Consider the following 24,091-nt stretch of genomic DNA (forward strand, 5'->3'; position numbering starts at 1 on the left):
ATTTTATTTTAAAGAAGATTCTTCATTGCTTCATCTATCTGCTCATTTTCAAAGCTATCAAGATAATACTGTGTCGTTGACAAACTTGTATGTCCCAATGATTCACTTATCAATGCGATGTTTACACCAGAACGTTTTAATACCGTTGCAAATGAATGACGTGCAACATAGGTTGTCAGCGGAATACTAATATCCAAATGAGCCCCTATCTTTTTAAGAGCTTTATTCATGCCTTTTATCACTTTTCTAATCCTGTCATATTGCTGTTGTTCAGTAATATGAAAATTACGGTCTAATATTGGGAAAACATAATCATTCAGTTGTGAGTTTGGTTTCCTATATTTATCTACAATTTGTACAGCTTGAGGTAAAAGTTGAAATGTAATAGGCTGCTTTGTCTTATGTCGTACAAAGCATATTCGATTATTCACAATATCTGAATACTTCAAATATGCTATATCAATCATATTCATACCACAACCAAGATAACTAAAAGAAAATAAGTCTTTAGTCAAATAAAGTAATGGACTATAATAAGTTGTTATCTCCATTAAATCAACATTCATTATTTTATGTATTTCAGCCTTAGTAATTGCCCTCTTACATTTACCCTTGCGATAATGAGATATTTTGAATTTTACAAAAGGATAATACTTCTCGTTCACCACATTATCTTCTATTGCTTTATTATAAACAGCACGTAATTCTCTCATTCGTATTCCAATCGTATTATCAGAATTACCACGTTTACGAAGATAAAGTTCATAACGCTTTAACCAATTTACATCAATATCCGTGAAAGGTATATCCAAGTTACCTGCGAATCTCAATACAGAATTATAACAACTAATGTAAGCTTTGGCATTACCTAACCGTTTCTCGGCAGTCATATACTGTATGATGTATTGAATATAATCTCCCACATTCTGTTTATTACAACTTCGTTCCACGTATTCAGCCAAAGATTGTGGAGTAAAGTCTTTACCAAGTGTTTTCAGTTCAAACATCATATTGACATATTCTTGTCTCGTTTGATTCATGATATTCAATAACTGTTCACGATTGGGATAGTTTCTTTTAGGTTCTTCCTTATCAAAATTCCAACAAGAAGCTTTGATTGAAATTCCCAAAGATTTAAAGTAACGTAACTTACCTTGGCTAATTCTCAACATTAACGGATGTTCTCCATTAGCTAAAACTTTTGATTTAAAACAAATAATGCCTATATTAGCATCCATAACGTAACATATTATTGTCACATTTTGGTTTGCGCTACGGTTTACACCGCTAAGCAAATAGGAGATATTTTAGAAGTCAGATACAAGATTTAGCAAAAGCCAAAATCTCCATAAATGACTCATATTCAGTAGCTCTGCTGATAGCTTTCAAAGGCTTAGCCTTTGGAAGACGCAGATTCATAATCATGAGGTCCCCGGTTCAATCCCGGGTCCCGCTACTTGATAAGAATAAGGCATTTGGGAGGCTTCCACTTCTGGGTGTCTTTTTCTTTTTATCTCTTCGCGAAATCATTGTGAAATCTTCAATTACATTTCTACCAGAAGCCAACGTTGAACAATAAAAATAGCCTCAACTTACAAAAAATTGAGGCTATCGAAATATCATTTAAAAAGTTTTTCTATTCCCATTCTATAGTCGCATTAGGTTTCGGCGACATATCATAACAAACGCGATTTACATTCTTCACTTCTTTCAGAATACGGTCTGTTATCTTCATCAGGATAGGCCAATCAATCGGCTCAATAGTAGCCGTCATAGCATCCACCGTATTGACAGCGCGAATAATAACCGGCCAATCAAAAGAACGAGCATTATCACGTACACCCACAGATTTAAAATCAGGCACTACTGTAAAGTATTGCCATACTTTTTTATCCAGTCCGGCAAGTTGGAACTCCTCACGCAGAATGGCATCGGATTCACGCACTGCCTCCAAACGATCACGTGTAATAGCACCTAAACAACGTACACCCAAACCAGGTCCAGGGAACGGTTGACGGTAAACCATTTCATAAGGTAAACCTAACTCCAAGCCACAAGCACGAACTTCATCTTTAAATAATTGGCGCAATGGTTCTACAAGTTGGAATTTTAAATCTTCGGGCAAACCACCTACATTATGGTGAGATTTCACCATTTTAGCCGTTTTCGTTCCACTTTCCACAATATCCGGATAAATAGTACCTTGACCTAAGAAATCAATACCGTTCAGCTTACGCGCTTCTTCTTCGAACACACGAATAAACTCGCCACCAATAATTTTACGTTTCTGCTCCGGATCTTCTACACCAGCCAACTTATTCAGAAAACGATCGGTTACATCTACATACACAAGATTTGCCTTCAACTGGTTGCTGAATACCTCAACCACATCTTCAGACTCTCCCTTACGCATCAAACCATGATTAACATGTACGCATACCAGATTGTTACCAATAGCTTTCAGAAGTAAAGCAGCTACCACAGAGCTATCAACTCCACCCGACAGGGCCAACAATACTTTCTTATCGCCCACCTGACGCTTAATCAATTCTATCTGGTCATTGACAAAGTTCTTCATGTTCCAGTTAGCTTCAGCTTTACAAGTATCGAAAACAAAAGACTTTACTGCAGCCTTTATAGCCTCGATATCATCTGTAAATTCTGCCAACTTCACTTCACAAGTTGCTTTATCATGCCCTGCAGCCATGACAGGAATTCCCAAAGTATAGATAGCCGGATTTATATCAATAGCAACGCCATCGATTACATTATTCGGGCCACCATTGATAATAATACCCTTTACATTGGGCAATGCTTTCAGTTCTTCTACTGTGATATCGTGAGGATAAATCTCACTATAAACTCCTAATGCACGGATGGCGCGAGCCAATACCGTATTCTCATGACTACCCAAGTCAAGGATAACAATCATATCCTGCTTCATCTGATTTTGGTTGTTTTTAAGTTATTGTATTGTTATTATTCACTATCATTTTCAAACGGTCTGCAAATATAAAGATTTTTAGAGAGACTATAATGCATTGATTCTCTAAAGTTTCAGAACAGAGTAACGTTTTTTGCTGTAATATTATTCCAAATAAAAAAATGATGTTACAAACAGGCAGCAAGAACAATATTTTATAAAATAAGGAAAGGGCTATTTCTCTATAACAACATTATTATTGTTGTATGAACTAAAGAAAAAAGTAGCATTCACAAACACTATAGGGTTTGAAAGGCTTCTTTTATGCTAGATATTTTATACATTTGCTGCATAAAACATAATATTTCACCATGAACGAAGAGAAAAGTTCCTTTATAAAAGGTATAAATGAGCAACGCCCAACCGCTTATCATCAGCTTTATAATGAATATTATAAAGCATTGGTGTTGTATGCCATCAACTTTCTCTCTTCCCAACAAGCTGCCGAAGATATTGTACAGGATCTTTTTGCAACTATGTGGGAAAAGAAAATGAGATTCTTATCATTGCCTTCTTTCCGAACTTATCTTTATAATTCTATACGAAATGCCTCTCTTAATTATTTAAAACATCAGAATGTAGAATCTCTCTATCTTGAACGCTTGGCAAGCACTTATCGAGAAATCACAGAAGAAGAAGATACCAATGAAGAAGAAGTATACCGACTACTATTTCGTGCTATCGATAAATTGCCAGCACGCTGCCGGGAAATATTCCTATTGCATATGGATGGAAAAAAGAATGAAGAAATAGCTACTGTACTAGGAATTTCGATCGAAACAGTAAAGACACAAAAGAAAAGAGCTATACAATCTATCAAAGAACAGATGGGTACATGCTACTTCTTGCTCCCCTTATGTGACATTTTGTATAGTTCGAAGTTTTTTTCGTAACCAAAATAATCTTTTTTAGAAAGTTTGTACCTCTTTTTAATCTTCATGTTGTCTTATTAACAAATGATAAGACAATAGATATATGAAAATAAAATCTGGTACAGAAGAATTAATAGCCAAATATCTCTTCGGTGATATTACAGAGCACGAAAAAAAACAACTTGACAATTGGATCAAGACCTCTCCACAACACGAAGAGTTTTTCAATCGTTTACGAACAAGCGCATCGTTTCGTAAGCGTTACGAGGCATATACACAGATTAACTCACACCAGGCATGGAAACATTTCAAAAAGAAATATTACCAAGTATCAGTCACATCAATTCTCCTAAAATATGCAGCTATTTTAATATTACCTATAATAATAACAGCAGGAGGATGGTACTTTTATACTGCTTCTGAAAAACAAATATCTGACAATCTAGCCTTAGGAGATGCCATACAGCCAGGAATTCCTAAAGCGACATTAATTTTAGCCGGGAATGACAAGCAATCACTTACTCCAACATATCCAACACCAGTTAAAGTTAATCATTCCACAACTGCTATAGCTCAAAATGGTGCGCTCATCTATCCATCAACACCCAATATAAATATAGATATACCTCAAAAACAGCAGCCTGAAACAGTAGAAAAAAACACATTAACAACTGAACAAGGAAACGAATTCAGAGTAACCTTTGAAGATGGAACAACCGTACACCTCAATTATAATACAGAAATACGGTATCCTGTAAGGTTTAGTAAGTCTAAACGCATGGTTTATCTAAAAGGGGAAGCCTATTTTAAAATAGCCAAAGATACTCGTCCTTTCTACGTTGTCACTGACCAAGGAATAATCAAACAGTATGGTACAGAATTTAATGTTAATACATTCGCCTCTGGACGAACAGAAGTCGCATTAGTGAAAGGGAGTATCAGTATTATTCCTCAAGGAAGTACACAAGAACAACTCATAGAGCCGGGCCAATTGGCACACATTGAACAGAAAGGTAACAATATATCTATATACAATGTAGACCTCACTCCCTACATAGCATGGAATGAAGGACGACTTATTTTCGAAAATCGTACTTTAGAAAATATTGTCGAAATTCTAGAACATTGGTATAATGTTAATATTTCCTTTGGCACTTCCGAGCTTAAACAACTGCGATTTACTGGTAATATGGATCGTTATGCCACAATCAGCCCGATATTAAAAGCAATAGCACGTACTACGAATTTACAAATAAAAATAGAAGGAAGAGAGATTTTAATCACAGACAATTAATTACTAATTAAACAAGAAGAAAGAATGAGAAAGACAAAAAGTAGAGAAAGAATCCGAATACTTTCTCTGGTAGTAGTATTATTACTATTACCCACAATGATGTTTGCCATTCCAGAAAGTGGCAAAAAAGTAACTTTAAATCTGGAATCTGTCACTGTCAAAGATTTTTTCGATGCTTTAAGACAACAAACCGGATTAAGCTTTGTCTACAATACAGAACAGACAAAGTCACTGAAACCCATCACTATCCATGTAAAAGATGAAACTGTGGATAACGTACTACGTACTGTTCTTAATGGTACAGGGCTTACTTATAGTATGGAAAGAGATATTGTTACCATCTCTAAAGTGGAACAACAAGGGGATAAACGTTCCGCAACCGGTATTGTATCAGATGAAGAAGGATCCCCCCTGCCTGGTGTTAATGTTGTGATTAGTGATCTTCAACGATTTGCCATAACCGACAACAATGGTAAATATAATATAGAGATTCCAACTAATACCGCATGTACCATCACCTTTTCATATATCGGAATGTCTACTCAACAAGTGATGATTAATAGTGGTCGGAATGATGTACGAAAAAATATTACTCTAAAAAGTGATACTAAATTAGATGAGGTTATCGTTACTGGAATTTATACTCGTAAAGCGGAAAGTTTTACTGGAGCAGCAACTACTATTTCGAGCAAAGATCTGATGCGTGTCGGAAATCAGAATGTGTTCCAGAGCTTGAAAAATCTGGATCCTACAATATACATTGCAGATAATTTTGATATGGGCTCCAATCCCAACAGTGTTCCGGATATGTCAATGCGTGGAACTTCCAGTTTTCCAACGACAGAAAGCAGTTCTTTGCGCAGCAACTATCAAAATCAACCCAATCAACCTTTATTCATTCTTGATGGTTTTGAAACAACTGCTGAAACAATAATGGACATGGACATGAACCGAATTGAAAGCATTACAATTTTAAAAGACGCCTCAGCAAAAGCTCTCTACGGTTCTAAAGCAGCCAATGGTGTAATTGTTATTGAAACAAAACGTTTAACCGGAAATCAACAGCGTATTACGTATAATGGTAGTATTTCTTTGGAAATGCCAGATTTAACCAGTTATGACCTTTGTAATGCATTTGAAAAATTGGAAGCAGAACGTTTAGACGGAGTATATACAAGTAGTAGCGCCAATACACAAATCCAATTAGATCAATTATATAATGGACGACGAAAACTTGCATTAGAAGGATTAGATACATACTGGTTATCCAAGCCACTTCACACTGGCATAGGACATAAACATAACCTAAATATAGAATTAGGCGATTCCCAAAATTTACGTGCAATCTTAGACCTTACTTATAATCAGATTACTGGGGTTATGAAGGGATCTGACCGCCGCAATATATCGGGTGATATAAATTTATCATACAGACATAACAAACTATTACTAAAGAATATCCTATCAATCATATCTAACAAAAGTAATGAGTCCCCTTATGGAGAATTTAGCGAATATTCCAGAATGAATCCATATTGGCAAGCAACTGATGAAAATGGGAATATAGTTCAATGGGTAGAACAAATTGGCTCAACATCAACCAAAGTAGCTAACCCTATGTATAATTCTATTATCGGAACCAGCTTTACTTCCAGTTATTTACAATTCACCAATAATTTTTATGCAGAATGGCAAGTTGATAAAAATTGGAAAGCAACAGCACGTATAGGAGTCTCTGAAAAACGAAATGATATGGATGATTTCTATCCCGCCTCACATTCCATTTTTGCAAATGTTAATGATATACTTAAGCGTGGTAAGTATATTATAGAAAATGGTAAATCCAGTTCTATTTCCGGAGACTTGAATATAAACTATAATAATCAATTTGGTAAACATACTATCTTTGGAAATGCCGGTGCCTTTATCTCCGGAGAAAAATCATCAGCATATCGACATACGGCAGAAGGTTTCCCAAATAATCAGAAGGCAGATATTTCATTCGCAAAACAATATGCAGAAAACAGTACCCCTACTGGTTATTCCACAATTAACCGTGAAGCCAGCTTCCTATTAGCCGCTTCGTATGATTATGACAATCGTTATTTAGCCGATGCAACTGTTCGGGAAAGCGCATCTTCCTTATACGGTTCAGATAACCGTTGGGCCAATAGCTGGTCTTTTGGTATTGGATGGAACCTGCACAATGAAGCCATCTTGAAAGGTGTTGGATGGATTAAACAGTTAAAACTTCGAGCTTCGATTGGTTTGACTGGAAATCAAAACTTTGATACTAACGCAGCAATTGCTACATATAATTATTACACAGGCGTCGTATATGGAGGCTTAGCTGGCAAATTTACAGGAGCATATTTAGCATCCATGCCTAACTCCAAATTAAAATGGGAACAGAAAAAGGATCATAATATAGGAATTGATATGAGAGTTGCCGGATTATCCCTTTCTGTTGACTATTACTCAGCAGATACCAAGAATATGTTAACCGATGTAACAATCCCAACTTCTACAGGATTCGCAATAGTAAAAGATAATTTAGGATTGGTACGTAATTCTGGAGTTGAAGCTAAAGCTAATTATACAATATGGCAAGGAAAAGAAGGTTTTGTAAATGTATATGGAACATTTGCCTATAACCGAAATAAAATAATTCGTTTGTCAGAGAGTATGCGGGCTTACAATGAAAAAATGATGAAACAAGCAGAAGATAATAATACCTCTGCACCTGTATTAATGTATCAAGACGGATTATCTATGAAAACAATATGGGCAGTCCCTTCAGCCGGTATTGATCCGCAAACCGGACAAGAAATATACATTAAAAAAGATGGTACCTACACTTATACTTATTCAGCCAATGATATGGTCGCTGCTGGTAACTCCGATCCTAAGTATCGTGGTACAGGCGGTTTCACAGCCGAGTATAAAGGTATCGGATTAAGCGCTACTATAAGTTATCTTGCTGGTTGTCAAATGTATAATTCAACCCTCGTCAGTCGGGTGGAAAATGCAAATATTGCTTACAATGTGGATCGCCGATTGCTAATTGGTCGTTGGACTACTCCCGGACAAGTAACACCATACAAGAAATTTAATTCTGAAACAACCACACGTGCTACCACTCGCTTTGTACAGGATCGGCGTGAATTATCACTCTCTTCCATCAGTGCATATTATGAGTTTCCCAGTTCCATTTATAGGAAATTAAGTATGCAACGCCTGCGTTTATCATTCTATTTAAATGATATTGCAACGTTCTCTTCTATAAAAATAGAACGAGGTTTAACTTATCCTTTCGCAAGAAATATGTCGTTCTCATTAACAGCCACTCTCTAAATTTTATAAAGATGAAAAAATACATATTAATCCTATTAACATCCGTAGTAACATTATCCTCTTGCAGCGACTGGTTCGATGTTACTTCAGGATCTGAAATTCGAGAAAAAGATCATTATAGCACTCTTGCCGGATTCCAACAATCCTTAATAGGTTGTTATATTAGCATGACAGATAATATCCTTTATGGTAAAGAACTATCTTGGTATGCAATTGAAATATTAGGTCATCAATTTAATCCTGTGACTTCCAATTCAAGTAATAGTAAAGAAATGCAAGAATATGAAAAATTCAATTACGACCACACACAAATATTCTCGGACATCGAAAATATCTGGGCTAAAGCATATTCTGTAATAGCCAATGCCAATGAAGCATTAACTAATATGGAAGGACAGGAGTCAAGTCTGAACGAAGTCTATTATCATGTTATCAAAGGAGAACTTCTTGCCATTCGTGCATATATGCATTTTGATCTGTTGCGCCTATATGGATATGGTGATTGGAAAAACCGTTCCGCAGAACTAAATTCTAAAAAAACGATTCCATATGTAACAACTTTATCATCGATCCCAACTCCTCAACGCACAGGAAAGGAGACACTTCAAATGATTATCAACGATTTGGAAGCCGCAGAAAAATTATTAAAGGAATACGACCCGATCACAAAAAAACATCCGGCTTCTTATTACACAAGTATAGATGCAGATGGTTTCTTCAAAGATAGAACTTTACGACTCAATTATTATGCAGTCAAAGCATTGGAAGCACGTGTATATTTATGGGAAGGCAGTAAAGAAAGCATAGACAAAGCTTTAAATGCTACTGAAGAGATAATCACAGCTATCGGTGATAATGGAATTGTTATGGACGATATGTACACTTACTCCTACCTGTTACCAGAAATTTCTCAATCTAACCGTTCTCTAGCATCCGAAGCTTTATTTAGCCTAAATGTTTCAGACGTTACGTCCAAAATTACCTCATATATAATACCCAACTTCGTCAACACAGACTATACAGCTATGTATATATCTCCAACAGATGTTGAAAATATATATGAAGGCATAAATTCAGATGTTCGTTTCACACGAATGTTAGATCAAACCCAAAGTGATTCCAGAGGATATGTCCCTATGAAAATTCATCAAGCAAGTTTAGACGAATTCAATAAGAACCGCTTGTCTCTAATACGCTTGCCTGAAATATTCTATATTGCTGCAGAATGCTATGCAACAAGTGCAACCCCAAATCTTGACATGGCATTACAAAGGCTAAATAAGATTCGCGAAAACAGAGGTATCAGCACCCCTCTTGAAGATCTAAATGCAGATCAAATCATAAAAGAAATACAAAAAGAATATCACAAAGAATTCATTTCCGAAGGTGTCATGTTCTATTACTATAAGCGAACAGGGTGTAAATCCATTCCTAATTATAGTGAAGAGATGACAGATACGCAATATTTATTGCCTTATCCTACCTTCGAAATACAATCCGGTCGTGTACAATAAACAATATTAATATGAAAAAAATAATTATAAAATCAGTCTTAGCGATAAGCTGTTTCTCTTTATGCCTCATTAGTTGCGGCAAGGAAGAAATACCATATTTTGACAGTCAATATAATGCTGTCAGATTCAATTCTACGAATGAGTACGATGCAGAAACCGACATATTTAAAGGGAATTATTCTTTTCTGGAGAATCCCTTTGATAAATATGGTGAATATGAATTGCCTTTAGTTTTGGTCGGAAATGTATCGACAGAAGACCGTACTGTGAATTATGTAATCAATGCGGAGGAAACCACTGCCCCCGAAAACAGTTATGAAATAACTGCTGCAGTGATTCCCGCAAATAGTTTAAAAGGAACAATAAAAATAAGGCTGTTTAATACTGATGAAATACAAAATGGAGCATCATATAAACTTTATATCCAGCTAAAGGAGTCATCAACTCTAGGGTTAGGACCTAAAGAATATATCACAGCAACGTTAAGTTGGAACAGCAATATCATTGCCCCTCCGGCAACTGAACGATATTTATGGATGACATATAACTCACTAATAAAATCATCTCTAGCTCCAACCTCTTCTTCTACAACGGCTTATAGTTCCAATGCTTTAAAAACAATTGTAACAGCTTTAGACTGGGATGATTGGGACGATATGACTGCGCATCCTGACCAACCACAGAGACCAACATATTTTACATATAAATATCTCGCCAATTATAGATTATTCGTAACAGACAAATCATATGAAGCTTATGCTGCAAAATTAGCGGATTATCTAAAAAAGTATCAGAAAGAACATCCCGATGCCCCCCTAGTTCATAACGAAGGTAATTTGAAAGGACAAATTATAGAAGCCAGAACATATTAATTTATATAATTCTATAAAATTATGAAGAAAAATAATATAACTCAATTAATAATATTACTGCTGCCTAATATTCTCTGGTTTACTTCTTGTTATGAGGATAAAAGTTCATTTGTAACAAACCTTATTCCAGAAGTACAAATTAGTATAAACGATAAAAATCAAGAAAATTCAATATACGTAGGTTATCAATCTCCTGTCGATATTGTACCATCTATTACCCAAGATGGTTTTGATGGTTCTAATTTGCGCTATGAATGGGCTGTAACCGAGGAACCCTCAACTAGCAATCCTGTTTATGAAATTATTGGTACAGAAAAAGACTTTCATGGTATTATAAATCGTCCTATATCAAATGGAGCCTATACGTTAAAATTGACTGTAACAGATGTAGCAAATGATAACTTACAATATATTTATTCTTGGGAATTATATGTACAAAGTAGCTTCCTAGACGGATTGTTAATCGCAGATAGTGAAAACGGAACAACAACAGATCTCACTTTGATTAACAATTCTCAAATAACAAATCAATATACAAAAGAAGAAAGAATATTTCGTCACATACTAGAAACTGCTAATGGAGCAGCATATGATGAATTATTGACTTCATTAACCTATGAGGTGATGGGGAACACAGCAATACTTGGTAGTTCTCACTTAAATCAGATTTGGGCTATTTCTTCCACAGGAAAAAGCATTCGTTTCAACTGTGAGGACTATTCAATAAACGGGACATGGGAAGATGAAAAAATATTTTTATATTGCCCCACCGATTTTCAAGTAAAATCTTATATTCGTTCTTCACAACTTTTCATCGCTTATACAAATAATGGACTATATTCATTCTTAAACGTAGCAGGTAACAAATTCTCTATGCCTAATTCTGTTTTTAATGGATTTGAAATCAATAACAATGTATATGCAGCAAATTCTTCATTTAGTATTGGGGACAACCATTTAGTATGGTTAGATAAACCCAAAGGTGCCTTTTATTCCTTAAATGGCACGAGTTATAACACATGTACTCCGTATATCTCAAATCCAGATTTCGATCCTAATGACATGGGAAGTCAAACAGCTATTGCCGCAACAAGTTCTCAAGATGGCTCATTGGCCACTTTCTTACTTAAAGACGATAATAGTGGAAATTATGCTATTTACACTTTAAGCCAATATAAAGCAGAAGAAGGACATTATGAAGATCCTGATAATTGGGAGGGATGGATTGTGACTTCACCAGAACAACCAGCAGCTGCAAAAAACAAATATATTATTCCAACGACAGGAAAAACCTTACTAGACAAAGCTGTATCTATTTTCTTCGGACATACAAATAATGTATTATATGTAGTAACAGATGCAGCTATATACTCATTTACTTACGGTATGGGAAATGAAGTATCTGTCTCCACCACCTCACAGTTTACCCCCAGTAACGGAGAAAAAATCACAAAAGCCAAGCTATATCAACAAGGACAATACACTAATCAAATTAATGTAATGACTGGTAATCCACCAACTATTGCCCCAAATGCATGGAATAACAAAGCCCTCATTATTGTGACCCAATCCGCAGAATTTAACGGAAAAGTCTCAATTGTTCCGATGAAACAGGCCGGTGCAGGAACCTTGGATATTTCTAAAGCCCTAATCTATGATGGTTTTGGTAAAATCCTAGATGTAACAACAACCGGATATTAATCTAATTTCATAAAAATACATTAAAGAACTGATATGAAAAAGAAAATCCTCTTACTTGCAGCAATGGTGGTAGCTTCGTCTACCACCATTGACGCACAGCGTAAATTTCCATTCTTCTGGAAAAAAAAGAAGGCAAAAACAGAACAAACAACTCCTGCTAAAAAAGAAAGTGAATATGACAAACTATTCAAGAAAAAGCATGAAATAGCCAAAGGACTGATTACTCTCCATCTGCTGGATGGAAAAGTATATTTTGAACTTCCTGTGAATTTAATCAATAAAGATATGCTTATTGGTTCCACTGTCACCAGTATCTCTGATAATGGCAATGCAGTAGTCGGTTCTAAACCGACCGATCTTCTTCACGTAGTATTCACACGCAATAAAACACATGTACAGTTACGTCAGGTAAACACTGACTATATTACTGGTAACACACAAATTGATGAAGCTTTACGCAAAAGTACACTGGGAGCAATTTTAAGCAACCAAAAGATTCAAGCATACAATAATGACTCTACTGCTATCGTTTTTGATATGAGCAGCGTCTTCCTGGGCGACAATAAAAAGATGAGTCCCTTCGACAAAAATTCTATTTATGGAATGTACAATCGTACAGAGAATTATCAATCCGACTGCTCGTACATTTCACAAATCAAGGCTTTCAAAGATAATGTTTCTATTAAAAGCTGTCTGTCATATACATTCTCTGTCAGCAATTCACAAGGAACATCACTCATAAAAGACCGTCCATTCACCGCAGAAATGACACGTTCCATCATGCTGTTAAAAGAAAAGCCTTATCGTCCACGTATGGCAGATTACCGGATCGGTGTATTTTTTACCGGACGCGAACAACTAGGCGAAGGAGCTAAAACGACCGTACCCGTTTACTATGCCAATCGATGGGATATACAACCGTCCGACACCGCCGCCTACTTACGTGGAGAGAAAGTGAAACCCACTAAACAGATTGTCTTCTACATCGATAATACTTTCCCAGAGAAATGGAAACCATATCTGCGGGAAGGAGTCACCCAATGGAATGAATTATTTGAACAGATTGGATTCAAAGATGTTGTAGCAGCCAAAGATTTCCCGACAGATGATCCGGAATTCGATCCCGACAATATCAAATATTCATGTGTCCGCTATGCTCCATCAAGCATTGAAAATGCAATGGGACCATCATGGGTAGACCCGCGAAGCGGAGAAATCCTGAATGCCTCCGTATATCTATATCACAATGTCATCAAACTTATCAGCAACTGGTTGTTCGTGCAAACAGCACAAGCCGATAAAGATGTACGCACAGTCAATATTCCGGATGAAATGGTTGGAGATGCGTTGCGCTATGTACTTTCACATGAAATCGGGCACTGTTTAGGGTTTATGCATAACATGGGAGCTTCTTCCACCTTCCCGGTAGATTCTTTACGTTCACCGGAATTCACACAGAAGTATGGTACCACTCCTTCCATCATGGACTATGCACGCTTCAACTATGTAGCACAACCTGGCGATAAAGAACGTGGCGTTAAATTGACTCCTCCCCGCTTTGGTGAATACGACAAATACCTCATTAAATGGACGTATACTCCAGTATTCAATGTTAATTCTGCAGAGGAAGAAGCAATTATAACAGGCAAATGGATCAGTGATGCCATTAAAGAGAATCCAGTGTACCGATATGGAAAACAACAAGTATATGGAGTTGTTGATCCCCGTTCACAAACGGAAGATATTGGTGACAACTCTATGAAAGCAACTCGATATGGCATCAAGAACCTTAAGTATATCATGAATAATCTGGAAAGTTGGATTTCCGAAGGTGACGATACATACGAATACCGTGAAGATTTATTTATTGGTATCGTAGAACAACTTGCAATGTACGTTACCCATGTAGCAGGCAATGTAGGCGGCTATTTTGTCAACGAAGTTAAAGAAGGGGACACAATGCCACGTTTTGCACAGATCCCAAAGGCACAACAAAAAGAAGCCCTGAATTACCTATTCGAGATTTATAACGATCTGAATTGGCTTGACAACAAAAACTTGTTAACTAAATTCCCAATTTCCGGTTCCCCTAAACAAACTATTCAAAACTTCATGTTGAGATATATACTGCCTGTACCTTTTCAGGTATCACAATACGAAGGATTAGAAAAAGATTCATTTACTGCTGCCGAGGCTTTCAACATGATATACAATTTTGTATGGAAACCGACCATTTCCGGATGTACATTAACAGAATCCCAAATGAATCTCCAGAAACAATATATATACATGATGATGCAAACTGCCGGTTTCACAATCAAAGGAGCTGGGAAAGCATTGGCCGGAGAAAAACCACTTGACATCAATCACCGCCAGTTCGGATATACTTGTTGCCAAGGACATGCTATCAAAGAGGATGTTATACACAACCCTGTAGCAGGTTTTGAATGGAGACCGTTGAATCGTTTTTCTATGACGGCTAAAGTTACACAAGCAGATGTATACGCATATATAGCTAAAGCCAAACAACTGATGAAACAAAAGGCAGCCAGTGCATCAGGGAAGACGAAAGCTCACTATGAATTATTATTAAAGATGCTCGACATCAACTTAAAATAAGGGAGGGACAAAAGATGAAAATACTATTTTTATGGTTGATGCCAATTTTGTTGATTATCGGATCAACAAATGAAGCCAATGCCCGCTCCAAAAAGAAAAAAGGAAAAGCAAAAACCGAACAACAGACTGACAGTGTTCAAAAGAAAAAAAAGAGTGTCTACGACAAGCTTTTCAAAGATAAGAAGAAACATACAGTCAATAAAGGGACAATCACAGTTCATCAGTACGAGGATAAGATTTATCTGGAACTACCGATTGAATTAATGGGACGGGATTTTTTAGTAAACTCTGCCATCACTACTGCAAGTGACATTTCGCTGGCGGGCACAAAAGCTGCTCAAAGCAGGTATCTGATTATTGATAAAACCGATTCATTAATATTATTCCGAGATCCGAAATACAATGTTCGCCTCAACGAACAGGACGATAATCAAGAAGCGGCTTTTGCATTATCTCGTAGTAATGCTATTTACAAAGCATTTCCAATTGAAGGATACACCAGCGATTCAACGGCTGTTGTATTTAATGCCACTTCCTATTTCTCTTGTTCCAATAAAGATGTACTCAATCTTAGCGGACGCAGTTATGGAGGTATGCTCACAATTGCAAGCGCTTCCCCTCAAAGTAAAACATCTTTTGTGGACTCTGCAGATGCATTCGACAATTGTATCAGTATCACTCAAAACTGTACTGCAAAGTTGAGCATCAGCATCATGGGATTCGTCTCCAAAGAACAACCGGAATTAACCATGTCGGTACAAACGACACTAGCCCTACTGTCGAAAGAAAAAATGAACACCCGCGAAGCCAACCCACGTGTAGGAACAGGTTATATCTCATACACGGACTATCGTAATGAAAAACGTTTCAAGAAAGGATATTATGTTACACGGCGTAATATAACGACGCAACAACCTGTTGTCTTCTACATCGACACTCTGATTCAAGATAGCTGGGTAAAAGCCATCCAAAAAAGTGCAGATGAATGGAATATAATATTTGAAGATTTAGGAATAGGAAAACCAATCATAATAAAACCGTATGAGAAAGGTTCAACTTTCCGTGCTAATAACCCAATGATAAATACGATTGCTTTCCTGAATAACAACAACTCGGAAGTTACCGCGTACAATGTCACTGACTTACGCACTGGAGAAATCTTAAGTACCAAGATAGGAGTACCACGCGACCTTGCCGTCAGCGTACGTCGCAATGGAGTATACCAAATGGCAGAGATTGATCCGCGCTTCCGGACTTATTACATTGCCGATGAGGTGATCTGTGAGAATCTAACAGCACGTATGCTAAAAGCATTTGGGATTAGTTTGGGATTGGCAACTAATTTGGCTGGTTCTGCAGCATATTCCCCTGAAGAACTGCGTTCACCCGAGTTTACTCAAAAATATGGTATCACAGCTTCAGTCATGGACAACGTATTATACAATTATCTGGCACAGCCCGGTGATAAAGAAAAAGGAGTGGTATTGATTGTCGACAAACCGGGTGTATGTGATGCATTTACGCTCAAATATCTGTATGCCGCCACCAGTGAAAATGAATCAGACATGTTGAAGAAATGGGCTATGGAACACGATGGAGATCCACGCTATTTCTATGGAAAGCGTTCACCAGCTTATGCTACAGACCCGCGTTGCCAAAACTATGATTTAGGTAATGATCCGATAGCCTCTTTAAATGCACAAATCGCTCATGTGAAGTATGTAGTTAAAAATAGTCCTGCCTGGTTTCACGACAATAATATTCCCAATGATTACCGGGAGTTATTTCCTGATTTTGTGATTATTGAATTAATCAATAAAACATTGTCACCTGTATCTTCTTATATCGGAGGTATTTATATCAATGAAGCCAACGAAAAAAGCAATGTACCTTCATATCAACCGGTATCGGCAGATATGCAAAAGAAAGTCTTACAAAAGATATTCAGTACCTTCTATGATTTAAGTTGGCTAGACTCTAATAAGGATTTTTTGCGTTTAGGTGGTGTCAATCCTGATATGTCAACATGGATTTACAATAACGGGTATCCAATGATGTCATTAATGTTTCGTTTGATGCGCATGGGATTGAGCGTAGAGAAATCAACTAAACCATATACCCAGGAAGCATATTTGAATGATATAGAGAAACAATTATTCAAAGAAACTTTAAATGGGAAACCTTTAAGTGCTCCAATGATTGCACAACTGTCTGTATATATCAGTTCTTTAAAAGGAATGTGTCCTACATTAAAGGCTATTGATAAGGCTGTATCAACAAAAATTACTTCTATTGCTCTCAACGAGCAAACTAATCATAAGTTACAAGCATTAGGATTGCTGACAACTTTAGCCCCTATATCTGCAACAGAAAAACAATCTGGTATGGAACCTATGACTTCTGTTAATTTTTACTCCGGTACAGATATCGAAGCCATTTGCTATGATAAGTTGAAAAGTGCACGTCGCTATTTGATACAAGCTCGTTCTTTGGCTAGTAATGATATTGAACGTGGAAAATGCGATTATTTGATAGCGATGATTGACAGGGTAATTTAGCCTTTCCTCACCATTCAACGTGTATGTTTATAAAAAGTTTAGTGATAGTAAAATGTATAACAATTAAAAAAATTATATTATGAAGCAGATTATTTTATTCATTGTATTCATATTTACTACAATGACGTGCACATTTGCACAGAATTCAAATTCTTCTCCAACAACAAAAGTCAAAGATGAAAAAAATAGCGAACAAATTCTAGAAAACAATAAAGATCAGTTTGGTATCTCATCAAAAGGAATATTTGGAAAATTAATAAAAGGAATTGTGTATGATGCTGGAACAAGAGAACCAATAATTGGAGCTAATGTTGTCGAATTGGGGACTTCTAATGGGACAGTTACTGACATTGATGGCCAATATAGTCTAAGAGTTTCTAATGCGAGTCAAAAAATACTCGTAGCAAGCTATATAGGATATGTAACACAAGCCCAAAAAATTGGAGGGCATGAAGTTGTTAATTTCTTTTTAGTAGAAGATACACAAACCCTACAGAAATAACAAGAATCACATACTATCACTAAACTTTTTATAAAACAGCAATATGAAAAGATTTATTTCTATTTTTTTATTGTTATACATTACTTTACCGATAAATGCTCAAGATAAAACAAATGAGCTATCGGGATTTATTATACACAAACAAGAAAATGGATCTAATGGTTCATTAGACGGTGCCAATATCTTTTTGATCTATGCAAAAGACACACTGAAAACAACAAGCATAAATGGAGTATTCCGTTTCAAACCCATAAAAACAGGAAAAGCAAAACTCATTATCACTGCAATAGGGTGTCGGAAAGTTGAAAAAGAATTAAATATAATAGCTGGAAAGAATTCTAATCTTTACATAGAAATTTTGGATGAATCCATCCAACTGGAGGAAGTCACCATCAAGGGCAGAATCCCCATTGTGACCCAAAATGGCGACACGCTAATATTCAACCCGAAGGCAGTCAACGTACAAGAAGGGGATGTCGCTATGAATATAGTCGAGCAACTTCCCGGAACAGAGACTGACGACCATTCCGTCAAAATCATGGGAAAACAAGTAACCAAAACTTATATAGACGGCAGACTAATATTCGGAAGTGACCCAATGGCAGCACTAAAGAATCTTTCTGCAACAGATGTATTAAAAATCAAGGCTTATGATGAATATGAAAATACGAAAACAAAAAAACTAATGTACAGAGGGGATCTCACCAGAGTGCTCAACATAGAAACCAAAAGCAAACTCATCAGCTCATGGAAGGCACACCTATTGGCTAGTACAGGCAGCAACATGGACTCAAAGAACGACAGAGGAAAGTTCCGTAAAGGGCTCGGACTCACCACTAACTTTTTCTCCGAGAAATTTTTACTCACAAGTAATGTATTTCACAATAATATCAACCGAAAATCAAATAATATCAAAAATGTTCTTTCCATTTCCGATCCTGGTAGTACTTACAACGAAACGACTTATGCAGATCTGGCTACGGAACGCTCATGGGACACAGAAAATGGAACATACGGTACATTTAGAGCATTTTACACTTTCGGATATAATCGCGATAATACAAATACACGATCCGAACAACATTATTTTCCTAGCAACAATTATCAGCAGCGCCTTTATGAAGAACAAAATAGCAACAGTGACAGAAAACAAAATCACTATTCCGAATTTTCTTTCTCCAATTCAAATGACAAATGGGGAGAATTCCGTTGGAACCAGCTTATAACATATAACAACAACAAAGATTGGCAATCGCTTTACATCTATAATGAAGAAAACAATCTTCAAACATCGAAAAGCCTGATGCATTACGATAATCTAAACAAGAATTTTCATGTGAAGGAAGATGTCAGTTATGTCAACAGTATTACCGACAGAATCGGATATACATTAGAAAGTTCAGTAGATATAAATAAAGGCAAAAATCATTCATTACGGATAGACACATTAGAAAGTTCGACAACACAAACTTATCTGACTATTCCATCAAAACTCCGCAATACGGAGTGGAACGGCAATGCGCAATTAATATATATACTGAATCCAGAAAATGACACCCAAATATCTTTTGACTATTCCGTTAAATACGAAAACGGATGGAAACACCAATTCGCTTGGAATATGTTGAGCCCCACAAATCCACAAACAGACGAAGCCAATACATATAGTTATAAAATAAATAACCTGACACAAAAACAGGAAGTTTCATTTCACTTTTTTCCTTTTCAAAAAACAAGTTGTGACATTTCAGCCGGACTGAAGGAAAGTACACTTAAGCGGAAAGAAAAAGAAATGGACAACTACCGTAAAACATTCATCTCTCCAACAGTAGCAATATCTTTTGTGCATACAGATATAACAAAGTCATGGAGTGCCGCTTACAGACTGCATAATTTTGCACCAAACATAGTGCAGTTACGCCCACAAATAGATAACAGCAATCCTTACATGCTGCGCAGTGGAAATCCCAACTTAAAACAATCATATCTACATTCGTTCCTCTTCAATTGCAATCGTATGTTAGGAAAACATAACCACACCATAGGTGTTATTATCAATGCCTCTATCCGCCAACACTCTCCTGTTGCAAAGACAACCTATTACAATGCCGAAACTTATCTACCGGAATTGCAATATACAGCACCTGCACACAGTTCTCTAATTAGTTTTGAAAACGTAGAAGGATATTGGGACATAAAAGGCAAATTGATATGGCAGGCGCCTATACGTAGCATAAAATCCAAATATACCTTATCTACCGGATTCAACTACGAACATAACCCATATTATATAGGAGAAAATAAGACAACAACACGTACCTATGATCCATCGCTCGAACATTTCCTACTTTGCAGCCTAACTAAAAGATTAAAAGTAACAATCAGTGCCAATACCCATTATGTACATAGCATCAATACTGAAAATTATACAGGTAAAACATTCTATCAGACGGCAGGAGCAATGTTAGATATAAGCCAAATATGTAAATACTTCTATCTAAGTAGTCATTATAATTTCATTTTCAGCCGTGATTATGGAATCAATAAAGAGATTAATCGCAATCACACCCTAAACTTGAATGTAGGCTGTAAAGTGTTAAATCGCAAAGGAGACATTAGTATTGCCGCATATGATCTACTAAATAGTCATCGGACTTTCAACAGCCAAATGTATTCCAACTACATTCAAAACACGTGGACAAATTATTATGGACGGTTTTTCACCATAAATTTTGCTTATCGGTTTGGTAAAGTGAAATCGAACTACGAAGGTACTACAAATGACGGAAGCATACGCGAATATAGGCCGATGTCCGGCAAAATATGAATCTTATATTAGCTTTTTCTTATATAGGTATACCTATGGAAGTTACAATTAAAGCAAATACAGGTGTCATTAGAGTACAGATGCGTTCTGATGCTCAACAGTTAGATTATACATCTGAAAACTTATTTCCATTTACAAAATCTAATTTTTAAATGTAGCCTTCGATGAAAAATGTAACTTCTATAATCTATATTTCATGTATATTACTCTCTCTCTGTAATATACACATACTGTATGCTCAAAAGATAACTCCACCAGATTCCACTACTATACAACAAAAGGTTACTAAATATGGAAAAGTAAAGCTGCGCACAAGTATTATGCAAGTAAGTCTTGATGCAGTCAAGGCAAATCTGATATGTGGTAAAGATACATTGAAAGAAGATTATAAAAGTTCAGTTTTTTTCTTTTGGAATAAAGTTCCCGTCGGTATCGCACGAGCCATCGTGTGGGCCGACGGATTCATCGCAGATTCCGATACACTTTATGTACACGAGGGACAAACTACACAAAAAGACTTTTATCTGACCGACCGCGTTATACAATTACAGGCCGTAACAATAAAAGGCAAAATTCCCGCTATGGTATATCGAGGCGATACTATCCGTTTTAATCCACAAGGAATCAACATATTGGAAGATGATGTGGCACGAAATATTCTGGAACAAATGCCGGGAGTAGAAGTTTCGGAAAAGAGTGTAAAAGTTGCTGGAAAAGATGTAGAAAAGACATACGTTGACGGCAAAAAGATTTTTGGAGAGAATCCAATGAATGCATTGAATCACCTTCCTGCCAATGATGTTGTATATATATCCGCTTATGATGAAGATGAGCATAAAGAGCAAACACGTAAAAACAGAAAAGGTAAGAAACGCAGAGTTCTGAATATTGAGACAAAAAGCAAATTAGTAAACTCGAAGGAAGGGAATCTAATAGCAAGTATCGGAGGAAATATGGAAAAAAAACAACTTGCAGACCATGATGTACGCTATGGCATAGGAGGTACATTTAACTTCTTCTCAGAGAAAATGTTGGTAGCGATCAATACCATGCACAACAATTTAAATAGAACAACCAATCAACCGCAAATGTTCCTCAGTACCAAGAACCCATCGCAAACTTACAGTGAAAATAGCTTTGGAGGCATCAATCTGTCCCGTCGTTGGGAAAAAGAGACAGGATTTTATAAAGAAATAAAAGGCAGCTATCAGTTTGCACGAAGCGCAACAGAAGCAAATACCCGAACTGAACAAGAATACTTCGCTACAGATGCCTTCTGGCAAAAGAGCTATCTAAACCAATATCAGAACACAAATCAGTATAATAAACATACTATGAGTACTGGATTCAGTATGAATGATAAGAAATGGGGCAATCTGATTATTGATTATACATTATCGACTAATCATTCAAAACAACATACATTGCAACAAATAACAAATAGCATAGATGAGATCCAATCTACCGGCATTTTACAACAAAATGGCAATGGTAAATCTCAAGAGATGCAAGGAGCAGTTAGTTGGAATAAATTCTTCGGAGACTGGAACTATTCCGTCAACGCGAACTATTCGAATAGCTCGTCCAACGGAGAAGAAAACCGGGAAAACAAAACACAAAATGAGGCTAGTGGAAGTCTACAAGAGATCATAGCCATTCCAACAAATGGAAGAGGAAATAAATGGGAAGCCAAAACAGGATTAAAGCGCATGTTATCAAAAGATAAATATTCATTCATCGAATTAATATACAATTTTGTATCGGACAATCGCCATATCAATCAGCTTGCATGGAACAAAATAACAGGAGAAACAGACCCTACAAATACATATAATTACCGAAATTCCCTGATAGAACATACCCCTGAAACGACCGTTATTCTACCCGATTTGGGAATCTTCAACATTGATATTTCAGCAGGGTGGAAACATTCCATTATTAAGGATAGAAAAGAAACGGCACAAACAAAATTTGAAAAATCATTTAACGCATTAAAAGGAGAAGTACAAATTTCTTTAGGAGGAAGATTTAGTGAAAAAGCAGAGCACACAATCAAATATACCATAAATAGTCAACTCCCCAATATAGCACAACTACGTTCAGAAGTCAACAACTCTAATCCTTACTTTATCAGCAGTGGAAATCCAAATCTGAAAGCCAGTACCATACATAAAATTTGGTGGAAAGAACAGTATCGCTTTAATGACTACGGACATTTGATAAATTCGGAATTAACTCTAGCTTTCATAAAAAACAGCATCTCCAATAGGAGCACTTATTTTAACAAAGCAACTTACTTGCCTGATTTTAACTATACGGCTATTGCAAATAGTACGCTCAGCAGTTACGACAATCTAAATGGAGCATGGAATATAGATTGGGATATTTCCTGGATGTATCCCATCGTAAAAATCAAATCCAATTTAGATGTTAATATTAACAATAAGTATGAACATTTGCCTTACTACTATGATAATATACGGGATATAACGAAAATAAGCACAACAAGGATAGGAACCAGATTCGCTACCAATCTGATTCCTCGATTACGTGCATCAGCCTATTGGAGCATCCACTATCGACAAGCCTCCAATAAAGTGAATGACCAATCGAACCGGATATTAACAAATCGTTTAACGGTAGACATGACGTGCACTCCCATGTTGAAGTACTTCTTTACAAAGGTATCATATACCTATCAACATCAGAACAACAAAACCTATCATCAAATTGATAAAGAAAATATCTTAAATATTTATGCTGGAGCGAAAGTATTCAACCGACAGGCAGAAGTAAGCATTACAGCATTTGACTTATTAAATTCATATCATAACCGTATTATCCAAATGAAAGATAACCATACCAGTTATATTGACAGAGAGAACTTCGGGCGGTATTTTACCATAAATTTCTCCTGGAAATTCAGAAAAATCAAATCGAACCGGATGGATATTTCAAGAGGGGTTGCATGGTAATATGAATAAGAAATCTATTA

At 36.4% G+C, this 24,091-nt stretch carries 13 protein-coding genes; 11 read left to right on the forward strand and 2 right to left on the reverse strand.

What is annotated here, in order from left to right; genetic code table 11:
- Positions 1–8: 8 nt before the first annotated feature.
- Together DWZ47_RS26510 and guaA are read right to left on the reverse strand one after the other, a co-directional pair.
- Entirely contained in the window at positions 9–1,238 is a 1,230-nt protein-coding gene (locus DWZ47_RS26510; RefSeq protein ID WP_015531304.1) for a site-specific integrase, read from the reverse strand.
- A 398-nt stretch (positions 1,239–1,636) separates the two neighbouring features.
- The gene (gene guaA, locus DWZ47_RS26515; protein ID WP_004299035.1) at positions 1,637–2,944 is read right to left on the reverse strand and encodes a glutamine-hydrolyzing GMP synthase; all 1,308 of its coding nucleotides are present in this window, start codon (positions 2,942–2,944) and stop codon (positions 1,637–1,639) included.
- A gap of 350 nt (positions 2,945–3,294) precedes the next feature.
- Between guaA and DWZ47_RS26520 the strand changes: the two genes are divergently transcribed.
- The 11 genes from DWZ47_RS26520 (at position 3,295) to DWZ47_RS26570 (ending at position 24,071) form a co-directional block, all read left to right on the forward strand.
- Entirely contained in the window at positions 3,295–3,876 is a 582-nt protein-coding gene (locus tag DWZ47_RS26520) for an RNA polymerase sigma-70 factor (protein ID WP_004309044.1), read from the forward strand.
- An 82-nt stretch (positions 3,877–3,958) separates the two neighbouring features.
- Positions 3,959–5,149 carry a FecR family protein gene (locus tag DWZ47_RS26525; RefSeq protein WP_117515256.1) on the forward strand — a complete coding sequence of 397 codons (1,191 nt, stop codon included), beginning with the start codon at positions 3,959–3,961 and terminating at the stop codon, positions 5,147–5,149.
- A 24-nt stretch (positions 5,150–5,173) separates the two neighbouring features.
- Positions 5,174–8,503, forward strand: a complete 3,330-nt coding sequence (locus tag DWZ47_RS26530; RefSeq protein ID WP_004309040.1) for a SusC/RagA family TonB-linked outer membrane protein — start codon at positions 5,174–5,176, stop codon at positions 8,501–8,503.
- Positions 8,504–8,514: 11 nt separating this feature from the next.
- Positions 8,515–10,017 carry a RagB/SusD family nutrient uptake outer membrane protein gene (locus DWZ47_RS26535; RefSeq protein ID WP_117515258.1) on the forward strand — a complete coding sequence of 501 codons (1,503 nt, stop codon included), beginning with the start codon at positions 8,515–8,517 and terminating at the stop codon, positions 10,015–10,017.
- Positions 10,018–10,028: 11 nt separating this feature from the next.
- Positions 10,029–10,889: a DUF4843 domain-containing protein gene (locus DWZ47_RS26540; protein WP_117515260.1), complete on the forward strand. Its 861-nt coding sequence runs from the start codon at positions 10,029–10,031 to the stop codon at positions 10,887–10,889.
- Between the two features lie 21 nt (positions 10,890–10,910).
- On the forward strand, positions 10,911–12,590 hold the full coding sequence (locus DWZ47_RS26545; protein WP_008649980.1) for a PKD-like family lipoprotein: 1,680 nt from the start codon (positions 10,911–10,913) through the stop codon (positions 12,588–12,590).
- Between the two features lie 33 nt (positions 12,591–12,623).
- Complete coding sequence (locus DWZ47_RS26550) at positions 12,624–15,209, forward strand: zinc-dependent metalloprotease (protein WP_117515262.1); 2,586 nt, start codon at positions 12,624–12,626, stop codon at positions 15,207–15,209.
- A gap of 14 nt (positions 15,210–15,223) precedes the next feature.
- Positions 15,224–17,767 (forward strand): zinc-dependent metalloprotease, encoded by a 2,544-nt coding sequence (locus DWZ47_RS26555; protein WP_022198960.1) that lies wholly within the window; start codon positions 15,224–15,226, stop codon positions 17,765–17,767.
- A 79-nt stretch (positions 17,768–17,846) separates the two neighbouring features.
- Positions 17,847–18,269: a carboxypeptidase-like regulatory domain-containing protein gene (locus DWZ47_RS26560; protein ID WP_008649977.1), complete on the forward strand. Its 423-nt coding sequence runs from the start codon at positions 17,847–17,849 to the stop codon at positions 18,267–18,269.
- A gap of 43 nt (positions 18,270–18,312) precedes the next feature.
- Positions 18,313–21,096 carry an outer membrane beta-barrel protein gene (locus DWZ47_RS26565; protein WP_117515264.1) on the forward strand — a complete coding sequence of 928 codons (2,784 nt, stop codon included), beginning with the start codon at positions 18,313–18,315 and terminating at the stop codon, positions 21,094–21,096.
- 320 nt (positions 21,097–21,416) lie between these two features.
- Positions 21,417–24,071, forward strand: coding sequence for an outer membrane beta-barrel protein (locus tag DWZ47_RS26570; protein WP_158570398.1), 2,655 nt, complete (start codon positions 21,417–21,419; stop codon positions 24,069–24,071).
- Positions 24,072–24,091 lie beyond the last annotated feature (20 nt).

The sequence above is a fragment of the Bacteroides sp. AF32-8BH genome (assembly GCF_003435205.1).
Taxonomy (GTDB): domain Bacteria; phylum Bacteroidota; class Bacteroidia; order Bacteroidales; family Bacteroidaceae; genus Bacteroides; species Bacteroides ovatus.

What these genes read in the sequence shown, in the direction of transcription:
- DWZ47_RS26510 (WP_015531304.1), bottom strand. Translation starts at nt 1,238, where the DNA reads ATGGATGCTAATATAGGCATTATTTGTTTTAAATCAAAAGTTTTAGCT.
- guaA (WP_004299035.1), bottom strand. Translation starts at nt 2,944, where the DNA reads ATGAAGCAGGATATGATTGTTATCCTTGACTTGGGTAGTCATGAGAAT.
- DWZ47_RS26520 (WP_004309044.1), top strand. Translation starts at nt 3,295, where the DNA reads ATGAACGAAGAGAAAAGTTCCTTTATAAAAGGTATAAATGAGCAACGC.
- DWZ47_RS26525 (WP_117515256.1), top strand. Translation starts at nt 3,959, where the DNA reads ATGAAAATAAAATCTGGTACAGAAGAATTAATAGCCAAATATCTCTTC.
- DWZ47_RS26530 (WP_004309040.1), top strand. Translation starts at nt 5,174, where the DNA reads ATGAGAAAGACAAAAAGTAGAGAAAGAATCCGAATACTTTCTCTGGTA.
- DWZ47_RS26535 (WP_117515258.1), top strand. Translation starts at nt 8,515, where the DNA reads ATGAAAAAATACATATTAATCCTATTAACATCCGTAGTAACATTATCC.
- DWZ47_RS26540 (WP_117515260.1), top strand. Translation starts at nt 10,029, where the DNA reads ATGAAAAAAATAATTATAAAATCAGTCTTAGCGATAAGCTGTTTCTCT.
- DWZ47_RS26545 (WP_008649980.1), top strand. Translation starts at nt 10,911, where the DNA reads ATGAAGAAAAATAATATAACTCAATTAATAATATTACTGCTGCCTAAT.
- DWZ47_RS26550 (WP_117515262.1), top strand. Translation starts at nt 12,624, where the DNA reads ATGAAAAAGAAAATCCTCTTACTTGCAGCAATGGTGGTAGCTTCGTCT.
- DWZ47_RS26555 (WP_022198960.1), top strand. Translation starts at nt 15,224, where the DNA reads ATGAAAATACTATTTTTATGGTTGATGCCAATTTTGTTGATTATCGGA.
- DWZ47_RS26560 (WP_008649977.1), top strand. Translation starts at nt 17,847, where the DNA reads ATGAAGCAGATTATTTTATTCATTGTATTCATATTTACTACAATGACG.
- DWZ47_RS26565 (WP_117515264.1), top strand. Translation starts at nt 18,313, where the DNA reads ATGAAAAGATTTATTTCTATTTTTTTATTGTTATACATTACTTTACCG.
- DWZ47_RS26570 (WP_158570398.1), top strand. Translation starts at nt 21,417, where the DNA reads ATGCAAGTAAGTCTTGATGCAGTCAAGGCAAATCTGATATGTGGTAAA.